General features: G+C 70.7%; 15 protein-coding genes. All 15 read right to left on the bottom strand.

Annotation, left to right across the window (positions count from 1 at the left end; all coding sequences use genetic code 11):
* Position 1 precedes the first annotated feature (1 nt).
* Entirely contained in the window at positions 2-178 is a 177-nt protein-coding gene (locus tag Q8A52_RS46990) for a hypothetical protein (RefSeq protein WP_316764539.1), read from the bottom strand.
* Positions 179-276: 98 nt separating this feature from the next.
* Positions 277-2,709: a SpoIIE family protein phosphatase gene (locus tag Q8A52_RS46985; protein WP_316764536.1), complete on the bottom strand. Its 2,433-nt coding sequence runs from the start codon at positions 2,707-2,709 to the stop codon at positions 277-279.
* 184 nt (positions 2,710-2,893) lie between these two features.
* Positions 2,894-4,024 carry an abortive phage infection protein gene (locus Q8A52_RS46980; RefSeq protein WP_316764534.1) on the bottom strand — a complete coding sequence of 377 codons (1,131 nt, stop codon included), beginning with the start codon at positions 4,022-4,024 and terminating at the stop codon, positions 2,894-2,896.
* A 233-nt stretch (positions 4,025-4,257) separates the two neighbouring features.
* Positions 4,258-6,480 (bottom strand): catalase/peroxidase HPI, encoded by a 2,223-nt coding sequence (gene katG / locus Q8A52_RS46975; RefSeq protein WP_316764533.1) that lies wholly within the window; start codon positions 6,478-6,480, stop codon positions 4,258-4,260.
* 33 nt (positions 6,481-6,513) lie between these two features.
* The gene (locus Q8A52_RS46970; protein WP_316764532.1) at positions 6,514-6,951 is read right to left on the bottom strand and encodes a Fur family transcriptional regulator; all 438 of its coding nucleotides are present in this window, start codon (positions 6,949-6,951) and stop codon (positions 6,514-6,516) included.
* Between the two features lie 175 nt (positions 6,952-7,126).
* Positions 7,127-7,729, bottom strand: a complete 603-nt coding sequence (locus Q8A52_RS46965; RefSeq protein WP_316764527.1) for a sarcosine oxidase subunit gamma — start codon at positions 7,727-7,729, stop codon at positions 7,127-7,129.
* Positions 7,722-10,940, bottom strand: coding sequence for a sarcosine oxidase subunit alpha family protein (locus tag Q8A52_RS46960; protein WP_316764524.1), 3,219 nt, complete (start codon positions 10,938-10,940; stop codon positions 7,722-7,724). Before Q8A52_RS46960 ends, Q8A52_RS46965 begins: the two co-directional genes overlap by 8 nt.
* A 24-nt stretch (positions 10,941-10,964) precedes the next feature.
* A complete protein-coding gene (locus tag Q8A52_RS46955; protein WP_316764521.1) occupies positions 10,965-12,197 on the bottom strand; it encodes a sarcosine oxidase subunit beta family protein in 1,233 nt (410 codons plus the stop codon).
* Positions 12,194-13,477, bottom strand: coding sequence for a serine hydroxymethyltransferase (glyA, locus tag Q8A52_RS46950; RefSeq protein ID WP_316764519.1), 1,284 nt, complete (start codon positions 13,475-13,477; stop codon positions 12,194-12,196). The genes Q8A52_RS46955 and glyA overlap by 4 nt, the downstream gene beginning before the upstream one ends.
* Positions 13,474-14,334: a bifunctional methylenetetrahydrofolate dehydrogenase/methenyltetrahydrofolate cyclohydrolase gene (locus tag Q8A52_RS46945; protein ID WP_316764516.1), complete on the bottom strand. Its 861-nt coding sequence runs from the start codon at positions 14,332-14,334 to the stop codon at positions 13,474-13,476. The genes glyA and Q8A52_RS46945 overlap by 4 nt, the downstream gene beginning before the upstream one ends.
* A gap of 36 nt (positions 14,335-14,370) precedes the next feature.
* A complete protein-coding gene (locus Q8A52_RS46940) occupies positions 14,371-16,809 on the bottom strand; it encodes a GcvT family protein (protein WP_316764513.1) in 2,439 nt (812 codons plus the stop codon).
* 1,468 nt (positions 16,810-18,277) lie between these two features.
* Positions 18,278-19,246: an ABC transporter substrate-binding protein gene (locus Q8A52_RS46935; RefSeq protein WP_316764510.1), complete on the bottom strand. Its 969-nt coding sequence runs from the start codon at positions 19,244-19,246 to the stop codon at positions 18,278-18,280.
* A 13-nt stretch (positions 19,247-19,259) separates the two neighbouring features.
* Positions 19,260-21,236 carry an ABC transporter permease gene (locus Q8A52_RS46930; RefSeq protein WP_316764508.1) on the bottom strand — a complete coding sequence of 659 codons (1,977 nt, stop codon included), beginning with the start codon at positions 21,234-21,236 and terminating at the stop codon, positions 19,260-19,262.
* The gene (locus Q8A52_RS46925) at positions 21,236-22,327 is read right to left on the bottom strand and encodes a quaternary amine ABC transporter ATP-binding protein (protein ID WP_316764505.1); all 1,092 of its coding nucleotides are present in this window, start codon (positions 22,325-22,327) and stop codon (positions 21,236-21,238) included. Before Q8A52_RS46925 ends, Q8A52_RS46930 begins: the two co-directional genes overlap by 1 nt.
* A 20-nt stretch (positions 22,328-22,347) precedes the next feature.
* Positions 22,348-23,817, bottom strand: coding sequence for an aldehyde dehydrogenase family protein (locus tag Q8A52_RS46920; RefSeq protein WP_316764503.1), 1,470 nt, complete (start codon positions 23,815-23,817; stop codon positions 22,348-22,350).
* Positions 23,818-23,854: the final 37 nt, after the last annotated feature.

Raw genomic sequence — 23,854 nt, 5'->3', positions numbered from 1 at the left:
CTCAGCCGCCCAGGTCGCTCGCGTCCCGCCGCTGCCCTGCCGGGCACTGGCAGTCGGGGCAGAGCTCGAACCGGCCGTCGTTGACAACGCTTCCCCAGCCGCGGCAGGTGTCGCAGTCACGGGCGAGGGTGATGTTGACGAGCAGGGCGGGAGCATGGGGGTGGGCTCCGTGGAACATGCTGCGGGCTCCGGGGGTAGGGGACTCGCGTAGAAAAAATATTACATAGTTCGCATACATATTCAATAGGCGCGGAGCTTACGAAGCCCTTCGCGCCGTCACGCACCGCCCGGAAGCTGCTGCTCCGTCCAGATCGTCTTGCCGGCGGCGCTGCGCCGGGTGCCCCAGCGCTGCGCGAGCTGCGCGACCAGGAAGAGGCCTCGCCCTCCCTCGTCCGTGCTCGCGGCCCGCCTGAGGTGCGGGGAGGTGTTGCTGGCGTCCGAGACCTCGCAGATCAGAGCCCGCTCGTGAATCAGCCGCAGGCTGATCGGGCCGAACGCGTGCTTGATCGCGTTGGTGACGAGCTCGCTCACGATCAGCTCCGTGGTGAAGGCCAAATCGTCGAGACCCCACACGGCCAGCTGCCGCTCGACGTCGTTGCGCACCACATGAACGGCCGAAGGGTCGGCGGGGACGTCCCAGTAAGCCACCCGGTCGGGACTCAGCGCGTGCGTCCGCGCGATCAGGAAGGCCACGTCGTCACGCGGGCGGTCCGGCAGCAGGGTGCGGACCATGATGTCGCAGATCTCCTCGAGCGGCCGGTCCGGGTGCGCGAGGGTGAAGCACAGGCGTTCCATGCCGACGTCGACGTCCCGGTCCGACGCCTCGATCAACCCGTCGGTGTAGAGGGCGATGATGCTCCCCTCCTCCACCGCGATCTCGGCCGACTCGAAGGGCAGGCCACCCAGCCCCAGCGGCGGTCCGGCGGGGATGTCGGGGAACTCGACCGGCTCGGTCAGATGGGCGATCGCGGGGCTGGGGTGCCCTGCGCGGGCCACGACTATGGTGCGGGCGACCGGGTCGTAGATCGCGTACACGCAGGTCGCCCCGACCACCGTGGGCCCCTCCACGGCCGCCTCGGCCTCGTCCGACAGGCGTACGACCAGGTCGTCGACGTGGGTCAGCAACTCGTCCGGGGGAAGATCCAGATCGGCCAGCGTCTGGACGGCGGCCCGCAGCCGCCCCATGCTCGCCGCGGCGTGGAGCCCATGGCCCACCACGTCACCCACGACGAGCGCGACCCTGGCACCCGAGAGCGGGATGACGTCGAACCAGTCACCGCCCACCCCGGACTCGATGTCGGCCGGCAGATAGCGGAAGGCGACCTCGACCGCGTTGAGCTCGGGCAGGTCGGGCGGCAGCAGGCTCGTCTGCAGGGTCAGCGCCGCCTGGCGCTCCCGGGCGAAACGTCTGGCGTTGTCGACGCACACCGCGGCTCGCGCCACCAGCTCCTCGACGAGGAGCAGATCGTCCTCGTCGAAGGGGTCGGGATTCTTCCAGCGCAGCAGGGTCACCATGCCCATCGTGATGCCGCGTGCCCGCAACGGAACCACCAGGTGCGTATGCACGCCCAGGCGGATGAGCCTGTTCCAGCGCACGGGGTCGTCGATGACCCACGAGGTCGCAGGGTCCACGACTTCGCAGATGGGCTTGCCCGTGGTCAGGCTCCGTTCCTGAGGAGACCGGGGCGGATAGTGCGTGGGTGCGCCGATCTCGACGACCACCTCGGGGTGGTCCTCCTGGATCGACAGGTGAGCGGCGCGGCGCAGTGTCTCCTCACCACCGTGCGTCGAGTCCGTGGACTGGTCCGCCGTCGCCCGTACCGCGTCCAGGAGGTCGATAGCGACGAAGTCCGCGACCCGCGGCACCATGACCTCCGCCAGTTCGCCCACGGTCCGGCCGAGGTCCAGGGTGGTGCCGATGTGTTCGCTAGCCTCGTTCAGCAGGGCGAGGCGATCACGCGCCGAGTCCTGGCCGGTGGCGTGGAGGGCGACGAGGCAGATGCCCAGCGTTTCGCCCGCGGGGTTCCGCACGGGAAAGAAGGAACGCAGCTCGACGCGCCTCCGGGCCCGGCTGCGGGGCATGTGGTGGTGCGGCGGCGGGTGCTCCAGGGTCACCTGCGGCCGTCCGGTGACGAGCGCCCGCTTGGCATAGCGGCTCACCAGGGACGACGGCGCCGCGGTGCCCGCTCCGGCTCCGCACTCGCCGTCCCCGGCCGACTCGTAGGCCTCCATGTCGGCCAGTGCACGGTTCGCCCATTTCCGGTGCAGCTCCGTGTCCAGTACGGCGATTCCGATGGGCGACCGCTCCAGCAGGGAACGCGCGACCGAGTCGTGGAACTCGTACTCCGCCTGTTCCCGCGCGTCACACGCGACGACGAGCCAGGCACGGTGGCCGCCGACGGCGGCGAGGGGGCACACCCGGACCGCGACGTCGACGATGTGACCGGCACGGTGCCGGGCGGCGAGCACGCCGTTCCAGCCGTGGCCGGTCCGGCGCAGCCGGGACACGGCGGCAACCAGGTTCCGGTCTGCCAGGACGGATTCCACGGGGTGCCCCACCGCGTCGCGGGACGGGTGGCCGAGCAGGCTCTCGGCGCCCGGGCTCCAGTAGGCGATCTGCTTCCTGGCATCGGTGATCACTACGGCCGCGGACCCGATGTCGAACGGATCGGCCGGATCTGCACTGCCGAGCGCACCGATGACGCCCATACTTTCGCACCATTCCGGGGCCGGGCCCCCACGGAGCCCATTGTTGCACCGAGGGTCACCCACCGCCGCTCCGCGGCCGCACCGATGCCAGGGACGGGCAAGGCCACGAGGGGCTGCCGAACCGGCCCAGGCGCGGGACCGGCTCGCCGGCCGGTTCCCGGCGTCGAGGACGGCCTGCGGCGGGCTAGGAAGGACTTGTCCGGCACTCCCCCGCGTACCGGCGGGCCAGTGCGTGGAACGCCTCCTTGGGTTCCCAGTGCCAGTCGGAGCGGGGGTCGTCGGGGCGGTCCTTGATGGTCTTGGTGAGGGAGTAGCTGGCGAGGTCGAGGTCGTGGCGCGGGTCGTCCGGACGGTGCGGGGCGTCCGGCGTGACGAACTCGAACGCCATCGCCGCGTACAGGTTCATCGACGAGAAGACGTCCACCATGTTCACCACATGGTCGGCCTGCGTGCGTTCGCTGCGCACCAGGTGGCCCTTGATCTCGTCGGGGTCCTTGTCGTCGTCGACGACGTTCCAGGCCATACCGCCCGCCTCGGGGGCACCGACGTATGCGCAGGTGCCGAACTCGGTGATCGCCAGGGGCTTGCCCCAGCGCAGATAGCGGCGCAGCTCCGCGGTGTGGTCGGCGCGGTCGCGGAAGTACGAGTAGTAGTCGAGGGCCACGATGTCGAAGAGGCGCCAGTCGACCTTGTCCTCCTGGGCGGCGGCGTAGCTCAGGCGGCCCCGGAAGACGGAGCGGCCGACCGCCGCCGCCTTCGTGGTGAAGCGGTCCAGCCGGCGCTGCATCCTGGCGTGGTCGACGTGTCCCTCCAGCAGGTTCCGTACGCGTTCCATGATGGTCGCCCCCGGCACGATCCCGGGCACGTACAGCCAGAACTCGCAGCCCACGCTGAAGTCGACGCTCGCGCCCTGCCGGCGCAGCCGCTCGGCGAACCGGCCGGTCTCCGCCAGGTGCTCCAGGATGTCCCGTTCCGGGACGTCGCCGAGGGTCGGCTGGAGCCAGATGTGCAGGCCGCGTTCCGCGGCCTCGGCCGCGGTGGCCGTGAGACGTTCGACGCCGTTGCCGGTCACGTCCACGGTGTCGGCGTGCAGCTCGTCGCGGATGACCCGGATGTCCCTGCGCATCCGGGCGGCGCTGAAGGCCGTACCAGGTGTGTCGCCGTTGCCCACGGTGTAGACGACGCCTCGGTGACACAGCCCGCGCCGAGGCTCCGTCGCCCGTGCCGGCCCTGCGGGCAGCAGCGCCCCCGCGAGCCCGGCGGAGGCCATCCCGGCCAGGAACTGTGCCCTGTTGATCCCCTTCGTGTTCTCCATGCGCCCACTCTGCCGAGCGAACGTTCGCCCCGCTGTCCGTCGACGGTCTACGGCATCGCGACGAAGGGATGAGATCGGGCACCGAAAGCCGGAAGTACCGTCGGACCGGGGCAACTTCAGCACCGGCCCGGCTCCGCACCGCCCCTCCGGTTCGTGGTCGGCAGGCCGGCCGACCAGCACGGCATCCGAGTGGCGTCCGGGCCGGCCCGCACGGGCCGGCCCGGACGCCATGGTCAGACGAGGTCGAACCGGTCGAGGTTCGAGACCTTGACCCACGCCGCGACGAAGTCGTTCACGAACTTCTCCTTCGCGTCGTCGCTCGCGTACACCTCCGCGAGGGCCCGCAGCTCGGAGTTCGAGCCGAAGACGAGGTCGGCACGGGTGCCGGTCCACTTGACCTCGCCGGTGGCGTCGTCGCGGCCCTCGAAGGTGTTCTGGTCCTCCGAGGTCGCCGACCACGTCGTGCCCAGGTCGAGCAGGTTGACGAAGAAGTCGTTCGTCAGCTTGCCCGGGGTCTCGGTGAGGACACCGAGCGACGTCTGCTGGTGGTTGGCGCCCAGCACGCGCAGGCCGCCGACCAGGACGGTCATCTCGGGCGCGCTCAGGCCCAGCAGGTTCGCCTTGTCGAGCAGCAGGTACTCGGCCGGCAGCCGGTTGCTCTTGCCCTGGTAGTTGCGGAAGCCGTCGGCGGTGGGCTCCAGCGCGGCGAAGGACTCCGCGTCGGTGTGCTCCTCCGTGGCGTCCACGCGGCCCGGCGCGAAGGGCACCTCGATGTCGTAACCGGCGTCCTTTGCGGCCTTCTCCACGCCGGCGGCGCCACCGAGGACGATCAGGTCGGCGACGGAGACCTTCTTGGCGCCGGAGTTGAACTCCGCCTGGATGCCCTCGAGGACACGCAGCACCTGGGCCAGCTCGTCGGGCTCGTTGACCTCCCAGCCGGCCTGCGGCTGCAGGCGGATGCGACCGCCGTTGGCGCCGCCGCGCTTGTCACTGGTGCGGAAGGTGGAGGCCGAGGCCCACGCGGTGGACACCAGCTGCGCGACGGTCAGGCCCGAGTCGAGCAGCTTGGCCTTGAGGGCCGCGACGTCGGCCGCGTCGATGGCCTCGCCCTCGGCCTCCGGCAGCGGGTCCTGCCACAGCAGGGTCTCCTGCGGGACCTCCGGGCCGAGGTACAGCGCCTTGGGGCCCATGTCGCGGTGGGTCAGCTTGTACCAGGCGCGGGCGAAGGCGTCCGCGAACTCCTCGGGGTTCTCGTAGAAGCGCCGCGAGATGGGCTCGTAGACCGGGTCGAACCGGAGCGAGAGGTCCGTCGTCAGCATCCGCGGAGCCTGGCTCTTCGACGGGTCGTGGGCGTCCGGGATGGTGCCCGCGCCGGCCCCGTCCTTGGCGACCCACTGGTTGGCGCCGGCCGGGCTCTGCTCCAGCTCGTACTCGTACTCGAACAGGTTCTTGAAGAAGCCGTTGCTCCACCGGGTCGGCGTGCCGGTCCAGGTGACCTCGAGGCCACTGGTGATCGCGTCGCCGCCCTTGCCGGTGCCGTACGTGCTCTTCCAGCCGAGGCCCTGAGCCTCGATCGGGGCGGCCTCGGGGTCGGCGCCGACGTGGTCGGCCGGGCCCGCGCCATGGGTCTTGCCGAAGGTGTGACCGCCCGCGATCAGGGCGACCGTCTCCTCGTCGTTCATCGCCATGCGGCGGAAGGTCTCGCGGATGTCGCGGGCCGCGGCGATCGGGTCCGGGTTGCCGTTCGGGCCCTCCGGGTTGACGTAGATGAGGCCCATCTGGACCGCGCCGAGCGGGCTCTCCAGCTCACGGTCGCCGGTGTAGCGCTGGTCGTCGAGCCAGGTGGTCTCGGGACCCCAGTAGACGTCCTCCTCCGACTCCCAGACGTCCTCACGGCCACCGCCGAAGCCGAAGGTCTTGAAGCCCATCGACTCCAGGGCGACATTGCCGGCGAGGATCATGAGGTCGGCCCACGACAGGCTCTTGCCGTACTTCTTCTTGACCGGCCACAGCAGACGGCGGGCCTTGTCGAGGTTGCCGTTGTCGGGCCAGCTGTTGAGCGGGGCGAAGCGCTGCTGACCGGCACCGGCGCCGCCGCGGCCGTCGCTGATGCGGTAGGTGCCCGCGCTGTGCCAGGCCATACGGATCATGAGGGGGCCGTAGTTGCCGAAGTCGGCCGGCCACCAGTCCTTGGAATCCGTCAGCACCTCGGCGATATCCCGTTTCACGGCCGGGAGGTCGAGGCTCTGGAACGCCTCGGCGTAGTCGAACTCCTCGCCGAGGGGGTTCGCGACAGCCGGGTTCTTCGCAAGGATCTTCAGATTGAGCCGCTCCGGCCACCACTGGCGGTTTCCGCCGCCCTGCGTCGGGTGCAGAGCGCGCCCGTGCGCGACGGGGCAGCCGCCCGCGCCCTCCGTCTTCGCGTCTGCGACGATTGCATCATGGTTCTCAGACATGGGAATCCTTCCGAACTGGGCGGATCACATTGCTCAGGAACTGCGGGCGGTGGAACAGTCGGGGCACAGACCCCAGTAGGTGACTTCCGCCTCGACGACCGAGAAGCCGTGGTCGTCGGACGCCGTCAGGCAAGGGGCCTCACCGACCGCGCAGTCGACGTCAGCCACGACACCGCACGACCGGCACACGACATGGTGGTGGTTGTCCCCGACTCGTCCCTCGAACCGCGCCGGACTGCCGGCCGGTTCGATGCGGCGTATGAGACCCGCAGCGGTGAGCGCATGGAGGGCTTCATACACGGCTTGCAGGGAAATATGGCCCACGCGGTCACGTACACCGGAGGCGATCGCCTCGACACCGAGGTGATCACCGTCCCGGACGGTCTCGAGCAGCGCAACGCGGGCGGCCGTCACCCGCAGGCCGGCACCGCGGAGCTCCTCGGCGGTGGTCGGGGTCTGGGATGCGGTCATGGCCGCCAACCTACCCGCATAAACACGAAGAGTTCAAGAAAACGAACAAGTCAAGTTCGAGAGCCCGAGTCTGGCAGGGTTTGTCACATTACGTAGGGACATATCAGCCCACTGTTGTGACACCACCCTGCCCGCTCAGCACCGCACACCCCGTTCGGGACCCGTACGGCCCCCGTCAGGCGTATTCCGTCGCCGCGTCCAGCAGCCAGTCCGACAGGTAGGTGGCGAAGGAGGCGCGCACCAGTACCCAGAATCCGGCCCTGGCCTCGTCGCGTGCGACCAGGACGACCTGGCTGCGTGCCAGTGTCGTCTGGGCGCAGCGGCCGGGGCCGAAGGCGCGCGGGTGCAGGTCCAGCGCGCAGCCGTGGGAGAGCAGGTCGCGGGCGCGGGGGCCCGTGACGAGCAGTGTGGTGCGCTGGGCGGAGACGTCGGAGACGGACACGGGTTCGTCCCCGGCCGCCGAACGGATCCGGCCCTCCAGGTCCCGCCGGGTGCCCGGCCGGCCCACCACCAGCCACTCGTCGGGGCCGAGCCAGAGCACGGTCAGCTCCCCGGTGCGTACGACGGTGTTGGGTTCCAGGGGCAGTTGGAGCCCCAGGGCGAGTCCCACCGCGTCCGCGGCCGGTCCCTTGGCGTCGAGGCGGACGTTCACCTGCGCCAGGAAGGGGAGTTCGGCCAGCCGGATCGCGCCCCCGGAGGACCGGGTCACGGCCGCCAGCCGGTGGGCGGCGGAGGCCAGGGGGCTGCGCTGCTGTGCGGTCGGGGCGGTGTCAGCCATCGCGGCGGGCTCCCTCGGGGTCGTAGAGGACGGGGCTGGCGACGGTCACCGGGAGCAGCCGGTCGCCCACGGGTGCGTAGAGACGTTCGCCGATGCGCTCCCGGCCGCCCTTGATCAGGGCGAGGGCGAAGGTCCGGCCCAGTGCCGCGCTGCGGTAGCTGGAGGTGACATGGCCGAGCATCGGGACGGGCGGGGCGGGCAGTTCGCTGTCGGCGACCAGCTGGGTGCCCTCGGGGAGGAACTCGGCCGGGTCCTCGGGGAGCAGGCCGACCAGGTGCTTGCGGTCGGGGCGGACGGTGTCGGGGCGGGAGTAGGAGCGCTTGCCGATGAAGTCGGGCTTCTTCTTCGACACCGCCCAGCTCATGCCCAGGTCCTGCGGGGTGACCGTGCCGTCGGTGTCCTGGCCGATGATCGGGTAGCCCTTCTCGGCGCGCAGGACGTGCATGGTCTCGGTGCCGTACGGGGTGATGCCGTACGGGGCACCGGCCTCGTACAGCGCCTCCCACAGGGCGAGGGCGTGCCACGGCGACACATTGATCTCGTAGGCGAGTTCGCCGGAGAAGCTGATCCGGCACACCCTGGCCTCGATTTCCGCCACGGTTGTCTCCCGCCACGCCATGAACGGGAAGTCCTCGTTGGACACGGCCAGTCGGGGCGCGAGTGCGCCGAGGACCTCGCGGGAGCGGGGGCCGACCAGGGCGACGGTGGCCCACTGCTCGGTGACCGAGGTGCAGTGGACGCGCAGCCCGGGCCACTCGGTCTGCAGCCACTCCTCCATCCAGTCCAGGACGGTGGCCGCGTTGCCGGTCGTGGTGGTGACCAGGAAGCGGTCCTGGGCGAGTCGGATGACGGTGCCGTCATCGAAGACCATGCCGTCCGGGCGGCACATCACGCCGTAGCGGATCATGCCGACCTTCAGGGTGCTCATCATGTTGGTGTAGAGCAGGTCGAGGAAGGCCGCGGCGTCGGGGCCCTGCACGTCGATCTTGCCGAGGGTGGAGGCGTCCATGAACGCCACGCCCTCCCGGGCGGCGCGGCATTCGCGCAGCACCGCGGCCTCCATGTCCTCGCCGTCCTGCGGGTAGTACCACGGACGCTTCCACTGACCGACGTTCTCGAACAGCGCGCCGTGCGCGGCATGCCACTCGTGCAGGGCGGTCACCCGGACCGGGTCGTGCAGCGCGCCGCGGTCGCGGCCGGCCAGGGTGGCGAAGGAGACGGGGGTGTAGGGCGGGCGGAACGTCGGCAGGCCCAGCGCGGAGATGTCCACGCCGAGGAGTTCCGCGACGACCCCGCTGGCCAGGACTCCCGCGGTCTTGCCCTGGTCGTTGGCGGTGCCGGCCGTGGTGTAGCGCTTGGTGTGCTCCACCGAGCGCAGACCGGCTCCGGTCGCGCGGGCCAGGTCGTCGACGGTCACGTCGCGCTGGAGGTCGACGAAGCGGGGGGCGCCGGCGGGGGCGGGCAGGGTGAACACCTGCATGGGCGGGGTGTGCGGCCGCTCGGCGACGGCGGGCAGGGCGGGCGCCTCGGCGGTGTAGCCCTCGGCCTCGATCGCGCGGGCGCCCGCGGCCGCGCCCTGGGCGAGCACGGCGGCCAGTTCCGGCTCACCGTTCGCGCTCCCCGCGACCTCGACCGCCTGGCGGCAGGTGTCGGGGACGAAACTGCCGAGCGCCTCGTCGTGGCGGAGCTTGCCGCCCGCCTGGCTGAACAGGTGTGCCACGGGGTTCCAGCCGCCCGAGACCAGGAGAAGGTCGACGGCGAACTCCCGCCGTCCCGCGGACTCGCCGTACGGCGCGACCCGTACGGCGGTGAGCCGTGCCCCGCCGTCCGTACCGGTCACGGCATGGCCGGCCAGCACCTCGATCCCGGCCTCTCGGGCGCGGTTCGCCCACTCCCCCGGCTCGGACCGGGTGTCCACGACGGCGGCGACCTGGATGCCTGCCGCGGCCGCGTCCAGCGCGGCGGCGTACGCGCTGTCGTTCGTGGTGAGGACGACCGCGCGGCGGCCGGGCAGGACGCCGTACCGGTTGACGTAGGTGCGGGCCGAGGCGGCCAGCATCACTCCGGGGCGGTCGTTGTCCGCGAAGGCCAGCGAGCGCTCGTGGGCGCCGGTGGCCAGGACCACGCGGCGTGCGCGGATGCGCCAGACGCGCTCGCGGGAGACGTTGTCCCGGGCCTGGTCGCCCAGGTGGTTGGTGCGCCGCTCGACGGCGAGGAGGTGGTTGTCGTCGTAGTGGCCGAACACGGTGGTACGACGCAGGACGCGCACCTCGGGGGCGGCGTCCAGGCGGGCGGTGGTCGCCGTCACCCAGTCGAGGTGTTCGCCCGTGCCGAGCAGGCTGCCGCCGGGCTCCGGCTGATCGTCGGCGAGGATGACGCGCGCGCCGCTGTGCGCCGCCGCGGCCGCCGCCGCGAGGCCGGCCGGGCCCGCGCCGACGATCAGCAGGTCGCAGTGGGCGTGCACGGCGTCGTAGCGGGCGGGGTCGGCGGTCGTGGCGAGACGGCCCTGGCCGGGGAGGCTGGTCGCGACGAGGCCGTCGTGGAGCTCGACGGTCGTTGCCGGGAGCATCGGCTCCGGGAAGGGTTCCTCGATCTGGACGACCGCGTTGGGTTCCTCGACGCCCGCGGAGAAGATGCCGCGGGGGCGGCCGAGTCTGATGCTGGTCGCCGCCGCGATGACGCCGTTGGCGAGCAGCGCGGAGGCTAGGGTGTCGCCTCGGTGGCCCTGGTATTCGGTGCCGTCGAAGGTGAAGGTCAGCGTGCGGTTCCGGTCGATCCGGCCGCCGGTGGCCAGACGGAAGGGCTGGGTGCCGGCCGGGGGCTGCTCCTCCGGCGCCACATCGCCGTGAACGGGCTCCTCCTCGATCGCCGGACGGGACGCAGATGCCGGACGTGGCTCAAGAGTGATCGGTCGCGGCTCGGCCGATGACGACTGGACCGTGTCCGGACGTTCCTCCCCCGCCCGGTACACCGCCAGGAGCTCGTTCGTCGCCGTGTCCCGCACCGCGTTGAACCAGCGGCGGCAGCCCGCAGCGTGGCTCCACCGCTCGGCGAAGGGGCCCTTCGGGTTGTCGCGGAAGAACAGGTACCGCGCCCACTCCTCGTCGCTGAGGGCCGAGGGGTCCTCGGGATAGGGCACATGTGCCTGGCCGCCGTAGTGGAACTCGACCTCGTCGCGGGGCCCGCACCACGGGCAGGGGATGAGCAGCATGTCGTTCGGCTCCCTTGAGGATCCCTAGTGGGCCACCGCGGCCGCGCCGTGCTCGTCGACGAGCGCGCCGGTGGTGAAACGGTCGAGCGAGAAGGGGGCGTTGAGGGCGTGCGGGGTGTCGTGGGCGATGGTGTGGGCGTAGACCCAGCCGACGCCCGGGGTGGCCTTGAAGCCGCCCGTTCCCCAGCCGCAGTTGAGATAGAGGTTGTCGACCGGGGTGAGGCCGACGATCGGCGAGGCGTCCGGGCTGACGTCGACGATGCCGCCCCAGGTGCGCAGTACATGGGCGCGGGCGAAGACCGGGAAGAGTTCCAGTGCGGCGGACATCTGGTGTTCGATGATGTGGAACGCGCCGCGCTGGGTGTAGGAGTTGTACGCGTCGATGCCCGCGCCCATGACCAGTTCACCCTTGTGGGCCTGGCTGACGTAGACATGGACCGCGTTGGACATGACGACCGTCGGGTGCACCGGCTCCAGGAGTTCGGAGACCAGTGCCTGCAAGGGATGGCTCTGCAGCGGGAGTTCGATGCCCGCCATGGCGGCAAGGACCGAGGTGTGGCCGGCCGAGCAGAGGGCCACCTTGCCGGCCGCGATCGGGCCGAGCGTGGTCCGGACCCCGACCACCCGGCCGTCGACCACGTCCAGGCCGGTGACCTCGCAGTTCTGGATGATGTCGATCCCGGCGGCGTCGGCGGAGCGGGCGAAGCCCCAGGCCACGTAGTCGTGCTTGGCGATGCCGGCGCGCGGCTGGTAGGTGCCGCCGAGGACCGGGTAGCGCACGTCGGGTGAGACGTTGACGATCGGGCAGACCTCTTTGACCTGCTCGGCGTCGAGCCATTCGGCGTCCACACCGTTGAGCCGGTTGGCCTCGACGCGGCGCACGCTGTCGCGGACGTCCTGCAGGCTGTGGGCGAGGTTCAGCACACCGCGCTGGGAGAAGAGGATCGGGTAGTCGAGCTCCTCCTCCAGTCCCTCCCACAGTTTGAGGGCGTGCTCGTAGATGCCGGCGCTCTCGTCCCACAGGTAGTTGGAGCGGATGATGGTGGTGTTGCGGGCCATGTTGCCGCCCGCGAGCCAGCCCTTCTCCAGCACGGCGACATTGGTGATGCCGTGGTTCTTCGCCAGGTAGTGGGCGGTGGCGAGGCCGTGTCCGCCGCCGCCCACGATCACCACGTCGTACGACCGCTTCGGCTCGGGTGTGCGCCAGAGCCAGTCCGGGTGGTCGGGAAGGTCGGCGCCGGGGGTGCTGGGGCTCATCGGACGTCTCCGTCTTCCGAAAGGTGCGGGTAGAGCGGGTGCTTGGCCGCCAGTGCCTCGGTGCGGGCGCGCAGCGCGGGCACGTCGGGTCCGGGCTGGAGGGCGAGTGCGATGACGTCGGCGACCTCGGCGAAGTCCTCCTCGGTGAAGCCGCGGGTGGCCAGGGCGGGGGTGCCGATGCGCAGGCCCGAGGTGACCATGGGCGGGCGCGGGTCGAACGGGACGGCGTTGCGGTTGACGGTGATGCCGATCTCGTGGAGCAGGTCTTCGGCCTGCCGGCCGTCGAGTTCGGAGTGGCGCAGGTCGACCAGGACCAGATGGACGTCCGTACCGCCGGTGAGCACCTGCACTCCGGCGGCGGCGGTGTCCGGGCGGGTGAGGCGGTCGGCGAGGATACGGGCGCCCGCCAGCGTACGGGCCTGGCGTTCGGCGAACTCGGCGGACGCGGCAACCTTGAAGGAGACCGCCTTCGCGGCGATGACGTGCTCCAGCGGGCCGCCCTGCATGCCGGGGAACACGGCCGAGTTGATCTTCTTGGCGAGGTCGGCGTCATTGGTGAGGACGACTCCGCCGCGCGGGCCGCCGAGGGTCTTGTGCGTGGTGGTGGTGACCACGTGCGCGTGCGGGACCGGGCTGGGGTGGAGTCCGGCGGCGACCAGGCCCGCGAAGTGCGCCATGTCGACCATGAGCAGGGCGCCGACCTCGTCGGCGATGCGCCGGAACGCCGCGAAGTCGAGCTGCCTCGGATACGCCGACCAGCCCGCAATGATCATCTTGGGGCGGTGTTCCTTGGCGAGGCGCTCCACCTCGTCCAGGTCGACCAGGTGGTCCGTCTCGGTGACGTGGTACGGCACGACGTTGAGCATCTTGCCGCTGTAGTTGATGCGCATGCCGTGGGTGAGATGTCCACCGTGGGCGAGATCGAGGCCAAGGATCGTGTCGCCGGGGCTGAGCAGCGCGAAGAATACGGCGGTATTGGCCTGGGCGCCCGAGTGCGGCTGCACATTGGCGTATCCCGCGCCGAACAGGTCCTTGATGCGCTGGATGGCCAGGCGCTCGGTGACGTCGACGTGTTCGCAGCCGCCGTAGTAGCGACGGCCGGGGTAGCCCTCGGCGTACTTGTTGGTCAGGACCGAGCCCTGGGCCTCCATCACCGCGGAGGGCGCGAAGTTCTCGGAGGCGATCATCTCGAGGGTGGACTGCTGGCGGTGCAGCTCGGCGCGGAGCGCGGCGTGGACCTCGGGGTCCAGCTCCGCCAGCGGGGTGTTCAGCGCGTTCATACGGGGTTCGCGTTCCTCTCGGCGGCCTCGACGACGTTGGCGAGCAGCATCGCCCGGGTCATGGGGCCCACGCCCCCGGGCATCGGCGCGAGCCATCCGGCGACCTGGACGGCGTCCGGGTGCACATCGCCGACCAGCCCCTGGTCGGTGCGGGTGATGCCGACGTCCAGGACCGCAGCGCCGGGGCGCAGCATGTCCTTGGTGATCAGTCCGGGCGAGCCGGCGGCCGCGACGACGATGTCCGCCTCGCGGACGTGCCAGGCCAGGCCCTTGGTTCCGGTGTGGCAGAGGGTGACGGTGGCGTTCTCGGAGCGGCGGGTCAGCAGGAGACCGAGGGGACGGCCGACCGTGATGCCCCGGCCTATCACGCACACACGGGCCCCGGCGATCGGCACCTCGTGGCGGCGCAGCAGTTCCACGATGCCGCGCGGGGTGCAGGGCAGCGGGGCCTCGACGCCCAGGGTGAGCCGGCCGAGGCTGACGGGGTGCAGGCCGTCGGCGTCCTTGGCGGGGTCCATGCGTTCCAGGACGGCGCCCGCGTCCAGATGGCGCGGGAGGGGCAGTTGGACGATGTAGCCGGTGCAGGCCGGGTCGGCGTTGAGTTCCTCGATGACGTCCTCGACCTGTCGCTGCGTCGCGTCGGCGGGCAGTTCGCGGCGGATGGAGGCGATGCCGACCTGCGCGCAGTCGCGGTGCTTTCCTGCGACGTAGGCGCGGCTGCCGGGGTCGTCGCCGACCAGGACGGTGCCGAGGCCCGGCGGCCGTCCGTCGGTGGCGGTCAGCTTGGCGACGCGCTCGGCGAGTTCACGGCGGATCTCGGCGGCGGTGGCCTTGCCGTCGAGCTTCTGTGCGGTCACCGGCGGTGTTCCTTCCCTCGAAGCTCTCGCGGTGTATCAGCCGCGCAGGCGGGACATGGTCGGGTCGAACAGGGGCTCCTCGGCGACGACCGCCTCGAAGCGCCGGTCGAAGTAACCGATGTGCACCGTGGTGCCGGGTGTGCCGAGTTCGGCCGGGAGCCAGGCGTAGGCGATGCCCTTGCCGATCGTGTAGCCGTAGGCGGCGCTGGTGACGTAGCCGACGGCGCGGTCGCCGTCGTACACCGGCTCCTTGCCCATGACGACGGACCGGGGGTCGTCGATGGTGAGGCAGGTCAGCTTGCGGCGGACGTCGGCCTTGCGGCGTTCGAGTGCGGCCTTGCCGATGAAGTCGTCCTTGTCGAGCTTGACGGCGAAGCCGACGCCGGCCTCGTAGGGGTCGTGCTCGTAGGTCATGTCGGTGCCGAAGGAGCGGTAACCCTTCTCCAGGCGAAGGCTGTTGAAGGCACCGCGGCCCGCGATGACGCCGCCGAGCGGCTCGGCCGCGGCCCAGAGGGTGTCCCAGAGCTTCTGGCCCAGGTCGGCGGTGGTGTACAGCTCCCACCCGAGTTCACCGACGTACGACAGCCGCATCGCGGTGACGGGGACGCTGCCGATGTGAGCGCGCTTGGCGCGGAAGTACTTCAGGCCGTCGCCCGAGAAATCGGAGTCGGCGAGCGGCTGCAGGACCTTGCGGGCGAGCGGGCCCCACAGGCCGATGCAGCAGGTGCCGGGGGTGATGTCGCGGACCGCGACGGATCCGTCGGCAGGGAGGTGGCGGGTGAACCAGTCGAGGTCGAGATTGCCGTTGGCGCCGACCTGGAAGAGGTCGCGGGCCAGCCGGGCGACGGTGACGTCGCTGCGGATCCCGCCGTCGTGGTCCAGGAGCAGGGTGTACGTCACGGAGCCGACGGACTTGTCGACCTTGCCGGTGGCCAGCCGCTCCAGGAAGGCGGCGGCGCCGGGGCCGCTCACTTCGAGGCGCTTGAGGGCCGTCATGTCGTACATCGCCACGGTCTCACGGGTGGTCTGGGCCTCGGCGCCGACGATGGGCGACCAGTACCGTGCGGCCCAGTCGTTCGGGGTGGGGATGGAGCGGCCTTCGACCAGCCCCGCGTTGGCCTCGTACCACTGCGGGCGCTCCCAGCCGTTCGCCTCCAGGAAGAACGCGCCGTGTTCCTGCTGACGGGCGTGGAAGGGACTGGTGCGGATCGGGCGCGGCTTTCCGGAGGGCTGGAGCGGGTGCAGGATGTCGTAGACCTCGACGAAGTTCTGGCAGTCGCGGGCCAGTACGTACTCCGGGGAGAGCTGGTGCGGCTCGAAGCGGTTGACGTCGCACTCGTGCAGGTCGAAGGACGAGCAGTAGCCGTCGACCAGCCACTCGGCGACGGCACGTCCGACGCCGGCGGAGTGGGTGACCCACACGGCCTCCGCGACCCAGAAGCCCTTGACCTCCGGTGACTCGCCGAGCAGCGGGTAGCCGTCGGTGGTGAAGGAGAACAGGCCGTTGATGCCCTCCTCCACCTTGGCCTCCTTCGTCGAGGGCAGGAGGGACTGGGTCTCGGTCCAGGCGTCCTCGAAGTCCTCCTCGGTGAACTTCAGGACCGAGGGCATCTGGTCGGCCTCGTCCACGGAGAGGATGTCGTCCGCGGAGACGGGCATCGGGCGGTGGCCGTAGTAGCCGATGCCGATGCCGTCGAAGCGGTCGCGGTAGTAGAGGTCGGCGTCCTGGTGGCGCAGGATCGGGCGCACCGCCTCCTCGGTCTGGCCGGCGAGGGCCGGAACCGGGCCGGTCCAGGCGAGTTGGTGGGCGAGCGGGGTGAGCGGGAGGTTCATCCCGACCATGCGGGCGATCTTCGGTCCCCAGATGCCGGCGCAGCACACGACGATGTCGGCGGGGATCTCGCCCTGGTCGGTCAGTACGCCGGTGACGCGGCCCTCGCTCTGCCGCACGTCGAGGACCTCGTGACGGGCGAGGAAGCGGACGCCTCGCTCGGTGGCGCGGCGGATCTGCGCCTCTACCGCGAGGACCGCCTTGGCGAGGCCGTCGGTGGGGACCAGGAGGCCGCCGAGGACCCTGTCGCGGTTGACGAGCGGGTGCTGCTCCACGCACTCCTCGGTGGTGAGCAGGCGGGCCTCGATGCCCCAGGCGGTGATCCAGCCGTGGCGGCGGTGCAGCTCGGCGAGGCGCTCGGGGGTGGTCGCCACCTCCAGGCCGCCGACCTGCAGGAAGCAGGGCTTGCCGTCGACGTCGAGGGAGCAGAACTTCTCAACGGTGTAGCGGGCCAGCTCCGTCATGGTCTTGGAGGGGTTCGTCTGGAAGACCAGGCCCGGCGCGTGCGAGGTGGAACCCCCGGTTGCCGGAAGGGGGCCCTGGTCGACCACGGTCACTTCGGTCCAGCCTCGTGCGGAGATCTCGTCGGCGAGGGCCGCTCCCACGACGCCCGCTCCGATGATGACCACTCGGGGTCCCGCCATCGCCCAACCTCCGAACTTGAAACAGTCCAGTTGCTGTCTGCGCAACTTGATTCAGGTTGCGCAACTCAATGTGCCTGTCCCCGAGGAGGGGTGTCAAGGGGGTGCAGTACGTCGGTGAACAGCCCGGAAACGGGGGCGGGAGCGGGGCCGGACGCGACGGGGCCCGGCAGGCTGTGTCGACAGCGTGCCGGGCCTCGTCGGAACGTGCGTGGTTGCCGCGGGCGTGGTCTTCGCCCGCGCTGCCCCTGCCCGTCCCGTCCCTGGGGGCTGCCGCCCCCAGACCCCCGCCTGGGCCTGAACGGCCTTGTCCTCGAACGCGCGGGTTCAGGGGGCCGCCGGGAAGCCCTGGCAGGGCGTGGGGCACACAGGGGAAGCCAGCCCCGCCTTGGTCCCCAGGCAGCGCCTCGGCGGGTTACTAGGGCGAAGCCCCGCAAAGACCGTTCCAGCGGACGCAATCCCCACCGGGAGCCGCGGGCCCAGCCCGGCAGGGTGCGAGGTTTCAGCCTCGCGAAGGGTGCAGGGGGCGCAATCCCCGCCAGGGTTGCAGGCGGCGCACCCCCGAGCCGGGGACCGCGGGCCGAGCCCCGGCAAGGTGCGCAGGCGAAACCCCGCGCAGGGCCAAGCGGACACAACTCCCGCCGAAGGCCGCGGGCCGAGCCCCGGAAGGGTACGGGGGCGAAGCCCCGCGAAGGGTGCACGAGACGTAATCCCCGCCGGAAGCCGCAGGCGCAGACCCGGCACGGCCCGGAGGCGGAGCCCCGCCAGGGATACAGACGGCGCAGCCCCACCGGGGACCACAGGCTGCACCCCGGCACAGGACGCAGGCGAAACCCCGCCACAGGTACAGGCGGCCCAGTCCTCACCAACGGCCGCAGGCCAAGCCCCGCCAAGGCACGCAGGCCAAGCCCCGCCAGGAGTGCAGCGGGCACAGTCCTCGCCAGGATCCGCACGCGGACACCCAGCAGGGTGCAACGGCGGAACCCGCCACGAGGTACAGGGGAAGCCGACCTCCACCAACGGCCGCAGGCCGAGCCCCGCCAAGGCACGCAGGCCAAGCCCCGCCAGGAGTGCAGCGGGCACAGTCCTCGCCAGGATCCGCACGCGGACACCCAGCAGGGTGCAACGGCGGAACCCGCCACGAGGTACAGGGGAAGCCGACCTCCACCAGCGGCCGCAGGCCGAGCCCAGCAGGGTACGGAGGCGAATCCCCGCGAAGAGTGCACGAGACGTGCTGCCCGCCGGGAGCCGCAGGCGGACACCCGGCGTAGTACGCGGGCGAAATCCCGTCAGACGTACACGACCAGCCCCCACCAGCGGCCGCAGGCCGAGCCCCTCCGGGGATGCAGGGGACCAAGTCCCCGGAGGGTGCGGGGGTGAAGGGGCGGAGCCCCGGAGGAGGGGGTGGGTAGGGGCGGCGGGGCCGGGAAACCCGGTCGCCCCCCTACGTCCACCGGCCGAAGTCCCGGCCCTACTTCAGCCAGGCGTCCACCTTGTCGCGGTTCGCCTCGACCCACTTCTTCGCCGCCGCCTCGTCGGACAGCTTGTCCACCGCGATGTACTTGGCCACGGTGTTCTGGTCGTCGTTCGTCCAGTTGAACTTCTTCACCAGGTCGTACGCCGGGCTGCCGGAGTTGGCGAACTTCGTGCTGACGATCTTGTCCAGCTTGTACACGGGATAGTCGCAGGCGACCTTGGCCGCATCGGCGTCGCAGCCCGTCTTGTACGCGGGCAGGTTGACTTTCACCAGCGGCACTTCGGACAGGAACCACTGCGGCTCGTAGAAGTAGCCGATCACCCACTGCTTGTTCTTCTCGGCCGTGCGGAAGGCCTGGATGAGCGCGGTCTCGCTGCCCGCGTACACCACCTTGTAGTCCAGCTTCAGGTTCTTCACCAGCGCCGCGTCGTTGGTGACGTACGACGGGTCGCCGTCGAGCAGCTGACCCTTGCCGCCCGACTCGGAGGTCTTGAAGTTGGACGCGTACTTGTCGAGGTTCTTCCAGTCGGTGATGTCCGGGTGGGCCTTGGCCAGCCACGGCGGCACGTACCAGCCGATGATGCCCTTGTTGCCGGTCTGCCCGGCCTCCACGGCGGTCTTCTGCTGGGTGATGTACTTCTTCTTCAGATCGTCGTGGCCCCAGTTCTCCAGGACGGCGTCGACCTCACCGGTCCCGAAGCCCTGCCAGGCGATCTCTTCCTTCAGGTCCTTCTTGTTGACCGTACAGCCGAGGTCGTGCTGCGCGACGTACGCGACAACCGCCGCGTCCGCCTCGTAGCCCACCCACGGGTTGACGGCGAGGTTGAAGGTGCCGCATTTGCCGCCCGAGCTCTTCGATCCGCCCGCGGACGAGCTGTCGCCGACCTTCGCCCCTCCGCAGGCCGTGAGGGTGAGGCCGAGGACGGCCAGGCCGGCCGCGCCGGCTCGCCAGTGTCTTGCCATGGTGTCCTGCTCCTTATGCCCTGGTGCGTCGCGCCGCAGCCTGAGTGATCCGGTCGAACATGACTCCGAGCAGTACGATGGCGAGTCCCGCCGCCAGTCCCTTCCCGTACAGCTCGCCCTGCGAGAATCCGGCCACGACGTCGTAGCCGAGGGCGCCGGCCCCTACCAGGCCGCCCACAACAACCATCGACAGCACGTAGATCAAACCCTGGTTGGTCGCGAGAGTCAGGGCGCTGCGTGCCATCGGCAGTTGAACCTTGGTGATGATCTGCCAGGTGTTGCACCCGGCGGAGGAGGCCGCCTCCACGGTGGTCTCCGGCACGTTCCGCACCCCATCGGCGATGATCTTGATCGCGACGGGCGCGGCGTAGACGACGGCCGCGACGATGGCGGTGAACCGGGTGGCGCCGAAGAGCGCGAGGAACGGCACGAGATAGACGAACGGCGGCATGACCTGTGCCGCGTCCAGGGTGGGCCGGACGACCCGGTCGACCAGCGCGCTGCGGCCCATCCACACGCCGAAGGCGACGCCGAGCACCATGACCAGCACGGTCGCCACGACGGTCGAGGCCAGCGTCGTCATGCTGTCCGACCACAGTCCGGTGCCGACCAGCAGGCCCACGCACACGGCCACGGTCACCCCGGCGCGCCAGCCGCCGAGCACCACGCCGAGGCCGACCAGGGCCGCTGCGACCAGCCACCACGGGGAGTCGGTGAGCAGGGTCTGGAACGGGTTGAGCAGACCGTTGGTGATGGCGTCCCGGAAGGCGTTGGTGATGCCCGACAGATGGTCCTGCATCCAGGTCGTGGCCGTGTCGGCCGCGCTCGCGATGTGGCTTCCGGTGCTGCCCTCGCCAGGGAACTCGGCCGCCCAGACGTAGGTGTGCGAGAGATAGACCAGGACGGCCGCCGCGACTCCGCCCGCCGCCAGCAGCGGCCGGCGCCACTTCAGGAAGCGGTCGCCCGAGCGCCGGGCCGCCTCGTCGCGTGCGGCCGCCGCCGTGGTGACCCGGTCGAGGACGATGGCCATGACGACGATGGCGAGACCGGCGTTGAAGGCCGTGCCGACGTCGAGCGACTGCAGCGCCTGGACGACGGTCTTGCCGAGTCCGGGAGCGTCGATCAGGGCGGCGATGGTCACCATGGCCAGGGCGGCCATGATGGTCTGGTTGATGCCCATGACCACGGTGCGCTTGGACAACGGCAGCAGGACCTTGAGCAGCTGCTGTGTTCGCGTGGTGCCCAGCGAGTCGGCCGCCTCCGCGGTGGTCTCCGGTACGGAGCGGATGGCGTGCGCGGTGATGCGAATGGCGGGCGGTGCCGCGTAGATGACCGTGGTGATCGTGGCGGAGGCGCCGCCGATGAGGAAGAACAGGGTCAGCGGGGCGAGGTAGACGAAGGTCGGCATCGTCTGCATGAAGTCCAGGAAGGGCGTCATGATCCGGTTGAACCGGTCGGAGAGGCCTGCCCACACGCCGAGCGGGATTCCGATGAGCAGGGCCACGAAGACCGCCGACAGGGTCAGCGCCAGCGTGTCCATGCTCTCCTGCCACAGGCCCTGCAGCCCGAGGAGGGTGAAGCCGGCCACCGCCAGCAGGGCGACCCGCCAGTTGCCCACGGCCCAGGAGACGTAGCCGGTGAGTCCGACGATGCCGAGCCAGCCGATCTGCGGGAGTGGACGGCCGTCGGCAGGCTGGGAGATCAGCGACTGGATGAAGGTCACCAGGTTGTCGATGACCAGGCGGATCTCATTGAAGAAGTAGAGGAAGAGCGGGTTGGAGTTGCGGTTGGCGCCGATCGTGTCGTTGACGTCGTTCAGCCAGCGGTGCAGAGCCGTGAGGTCGGCGGCGGCGAGGGTCAGCGTCTGTCGGCCGCGCAGCGCGGCGAACAGCACCAGCCAGACGATCAGGATCGCCGCCAGCACCATGGGCCGGCTGACCTTTCTGCGCAGGGGCGCGACCGGCGCGGTCGCGTCGGCGGCGACGGCCATCACGCACCGCCCTGCTGTCCGGCGACCACGGAGAGGATCTCCTCGTCGCCGACGATGCCGAGCAGTTTGCCGTTCTCGACGACCTTGACCGGCTTCTCGGCGGCCAGCACCGCGCGGGTGGCCTCGCGCACCACGACGTCCGGGCCCAGTTCGGGTCCGTCGAGGGCGTCGTCGGGCTCGGCGGGGCGCATGATCCAGCGCAGGGTGAGGACGTCGCCGCGTGGCACGTCCTGCACGAAGTCCCGTACGTAGTCGTCGGCGGGGGCCCCGACGAGTTCGTCGCCGGTGCCGCACTGGACCATCTTGCCGTCGCGCATGATGAGGATGCGGTCGCCGAGCTTGAGGGCCTCGGAGAGGTCATGGGTGATGAACACCATGGTCTTGCCGACCTCGTGGTGCAGCCGGATGACCTCGTTCTGCATGTCGCGGCGGATCAGCGGGTCGAGCGCGGAGAACGGTTCGTCGAAGAAGAGGACGTCCGGGTCGCCGGCGAGGGCGCGGGCGAGACCGACGCGCTGCTGCATACCGCCGGAGAGCTGGTCCGGGTAGGAGTTCTCGTAGCCGGCCAGGCCGACCAGTTCGACGACCTCCATGGCCCGCTTGGTGCGTTCCGCCTTGCCCATGCCGCGGATCTCCAGGCCGAAGGCCACGTTGTCGACGACCCTGCGGTGGGGCAGCAGACCGAAGTGCTGGAAGACCATGGAGAACTTGTTGCGCCGCAGATCGCGCAGCCGCTTGGGGTCGGCGCCGCGGATGTCCTCGCCCTCGAAGACGATCTCGCCCGCGGTGGGTTCGATCAGCCGGGTGAGACATCGCACCAGGGTGGACTTGCCGGAGCCGGACAGGCCCATCACGACGAAGACCTCACCGGGCGACACCTCGAAGTGCACATCGCGCACGGCGGCGGTGCATCCGGTGCGGTCCATGAGCTCACGGCGGGTGAGACCGCACAACTCCTCGGAGTCCGGCACCTGGTCGGCCTTCGGCCCGAACACCTTCCACAGCCGGCGCACGGAGATGACCGGGGTGCGGTCCTGGGGGTCCTGGGACGTGTCGCGCCGCTGCGACACCTCGGTCTGTGCTGGGGTCACGATCGACCTCTTTTCGGCGTTCAGCCGCGGAACCAGTGCTGCGGCCGGGGTTGGATGTTCTGCCAGACGTGCTTGGGCTCTCGGTACTCGTCCAGACCGGTCGGTCCCAGCTCCCGGCCCACGCCCGAGTGCCCGAACCCACCCCATTCCGCCTGCGGCACGTAGGGGTGGTAGTCGTTGATCCACACCGTGCCGTGACGCAGCCGGCGCGCGACCCGCTGGGCCTTGCCCGCGTCCTGCGTCCAGACGGCTCCGGCAAGTCCGTATTCCGTGTCGTTGGCAATACGGACGGCGTCGTCCTCGTCGCTGAACCGCTCGACGGTGAGCACGGGGCCGAAGGACTCCTCGTGCACCACGCGCATGTCCTGCCGGCACTCGTCGAGCACGGTGGGTGGGTAGTAGAAGCCGTTCGCCAGCGCGGGGTCGTCGGGGCGCTCGCCGCCGCAGCGCAGTACGGCGCCCTCGGCGAGGCCGGCCGCGACGTACGCCTCGACCTTCTCCCGGTGCTGCGCGGAGATCAGCGCACCCGTGTCGGCCTCGGCGTCGAACGGCCCGCCGAGGCGGATCTGCCGGGCGCGGCGCACGAGTTCGTCGACGAAGGCGTCGTGCAGGGAGTCCTCGACGATCAGCCGGGCGCCGGCCGAGCAGACCTGCCCGGAGTGCAGGAAGACCGCGGTGAGCGCGAAGTCCACGGCGGTCTCGAAGTCCGCGTCGGCGAAGACGACGTTCGGGTTCTTGCCGCCGAGCTCCAGCGCGACCTTCTTCACCGTCGCGGCGGCGGTGGCCATGATGTGCCGGCCGGTCTGGAGGCCTCCGGTGAACGACACCATGTCCACGGCCGGGTCCTCGGACAGCGGCGCGCCCGCCTCCGCTCCGGCACCCAGCACGAGATTGGCGGCGCCGGCCGGGAGCCCGGCCTCGTCCAGGGCCCGCATCAGCAGGATCGAGGTGGAGGGCGTCAGCTCGCTGGGCTTGAGCACGACCGTGTTGCCCGCGAGGAGGGCGGGGGCGACCTTCCAGGAGGCCTGCAGCAGCGGGTAGTTCCACGGGGTGATCAGTCCGCAGACGCCGACGGGCTCGTAGGTCACCCGGCTGAGGGCGTCGTCGCGGCCGGTGTCGATCACCCGGCCGGCGCTGGTGCCGGCGATGCCGCCGTAGTAGCGGAAGCAGGAGACGACATCGGCGATGTCGTACTCGCTCTCCACCAGACGCTTGCCGGTGTCGAGCGACTCGGCGCGGGCGAACTCCTTGGCGTCGCGCTCGATGAGGTCGGCGGTGCGCAACAGCAGTGCGCCGCGCTCGCGTTCGGGGGTGTGCGGCCAGGGGCCCTCGTCGAAGGCCCGGCGGGCCGCGGCGATCGCGGCGCCGGTGTCGGCGCGGGTCCCCTCGGACACTGTCGCCACCAGCGTGCCGTCCGCCGGACAGCGGATCTCCCGGTGGCCTCCGGCCACCGCTTCGCGCCATTCTCCGTCCACATACAGGTCTGCCACGAGCGGAGCCCTTCGACCGAAATTCGTTGCGCATCGT

It is taken from the genome of Streptomyces herbicida, from assembly GCF_032656585.1.
Classification (GTDB): Bacteria; Actinomycetota; Actinomycetes; order Streptomycetales; family Streptomycetaceae; genus Streptomyces; species Streptomyces herbicida.
Note: the sequence above shows the minus strand (reverse complement) of the source record. Positions and strands in the feature narration are given on the sequence as shown.

Bases quoted from the DNA above. Each gene is read 5' to 3' on its own strand.
- Q8A52_RS46990 (WP_316764539.1), bottom strand. From the start codon at position 178: ATGTTCCACGGAGCCCACCCCCATGCTCCCGCCCTGCTCGTCAACATC.
- Q8A52_RS46985 (WP_316764536.1), bottom strand. From the start codon at position 2,709: ATGGGCGTCATCGGTGCGCTCGGCAGTGCAGATCCGGCCGATCCGTTC.
- Q8A52_RS46980 (WP_316764534.1), bottom strand. From the start codon at position 4,024: ATGGAGAACACGAAGGGGATCAACAGGGCACAGTTCCTGGCCGGGATG.
- katG (WP_316764533.1), bottom strand. From the start codon at position 6,480: ATGTCTGAGAACCATGATGCAATCGTCGCAGACGCGAAGACGGAGGGC.
- Q8A52_RS46970 (WP_316764532.1), bottom strand. From the start codon at position 6,951: ATGACCGCATCCCAGACCCCGACCACCGCCGAGGAGCTCCGCGGTGCC.
- Q8A52_RS46965 (WP_316764527.1), bottom strand. From the start codon at position 7,729: ATGGCTGACACCGCCCCGACCGCACAGCAGCGCAGCCCCCTGGCCTCC.
- Q8A52_RS46960 (WP_316764524.1), bottom strand. From the start codon at position 10,940: ATGCTGCTCATCCCCTGCCCGTGGTGCGGGCCCCGCGACGAGGTCGAG.
- Q8A52_RS46955 (WP_316764521.1), bottom strand. From the start codon at position 12,197: ATGAGCCCCAGCACCCCCGGCGCCGACCTTCCCGACCACCCGGACTGG.
- glyA (WP_316764519.1), bottom strand. From the start codon at position 13,477: ATGAACGCGCTGAACACCCCGCTGGCGGAGCTGGACCCCGAGGTCCAC.
- Q8A52_RS46940 (WP_316764513.1), bottom strand. From the start codon at position 16,809: ATGGCGGGACCCCGAGTGGTCATCATCGGAGCGGGCGTCGTGGGAGCG.
- Q8A52_RS46935 (WP_316764510.1), bottom strand. From the start codon at position 19,246: ATGGCAAGACACTGGCGAGCCGGCGCGGCCGGCCTGGCCGTCCTCGGC.
- Q8A52_RS46930 (WP_316764508.1), bottom strand. From the start codon at position 21,236: ATGGCCGTCGCCGCCGACGCGACCGCGCCGGTCGCGCCCCTGCGCAGA.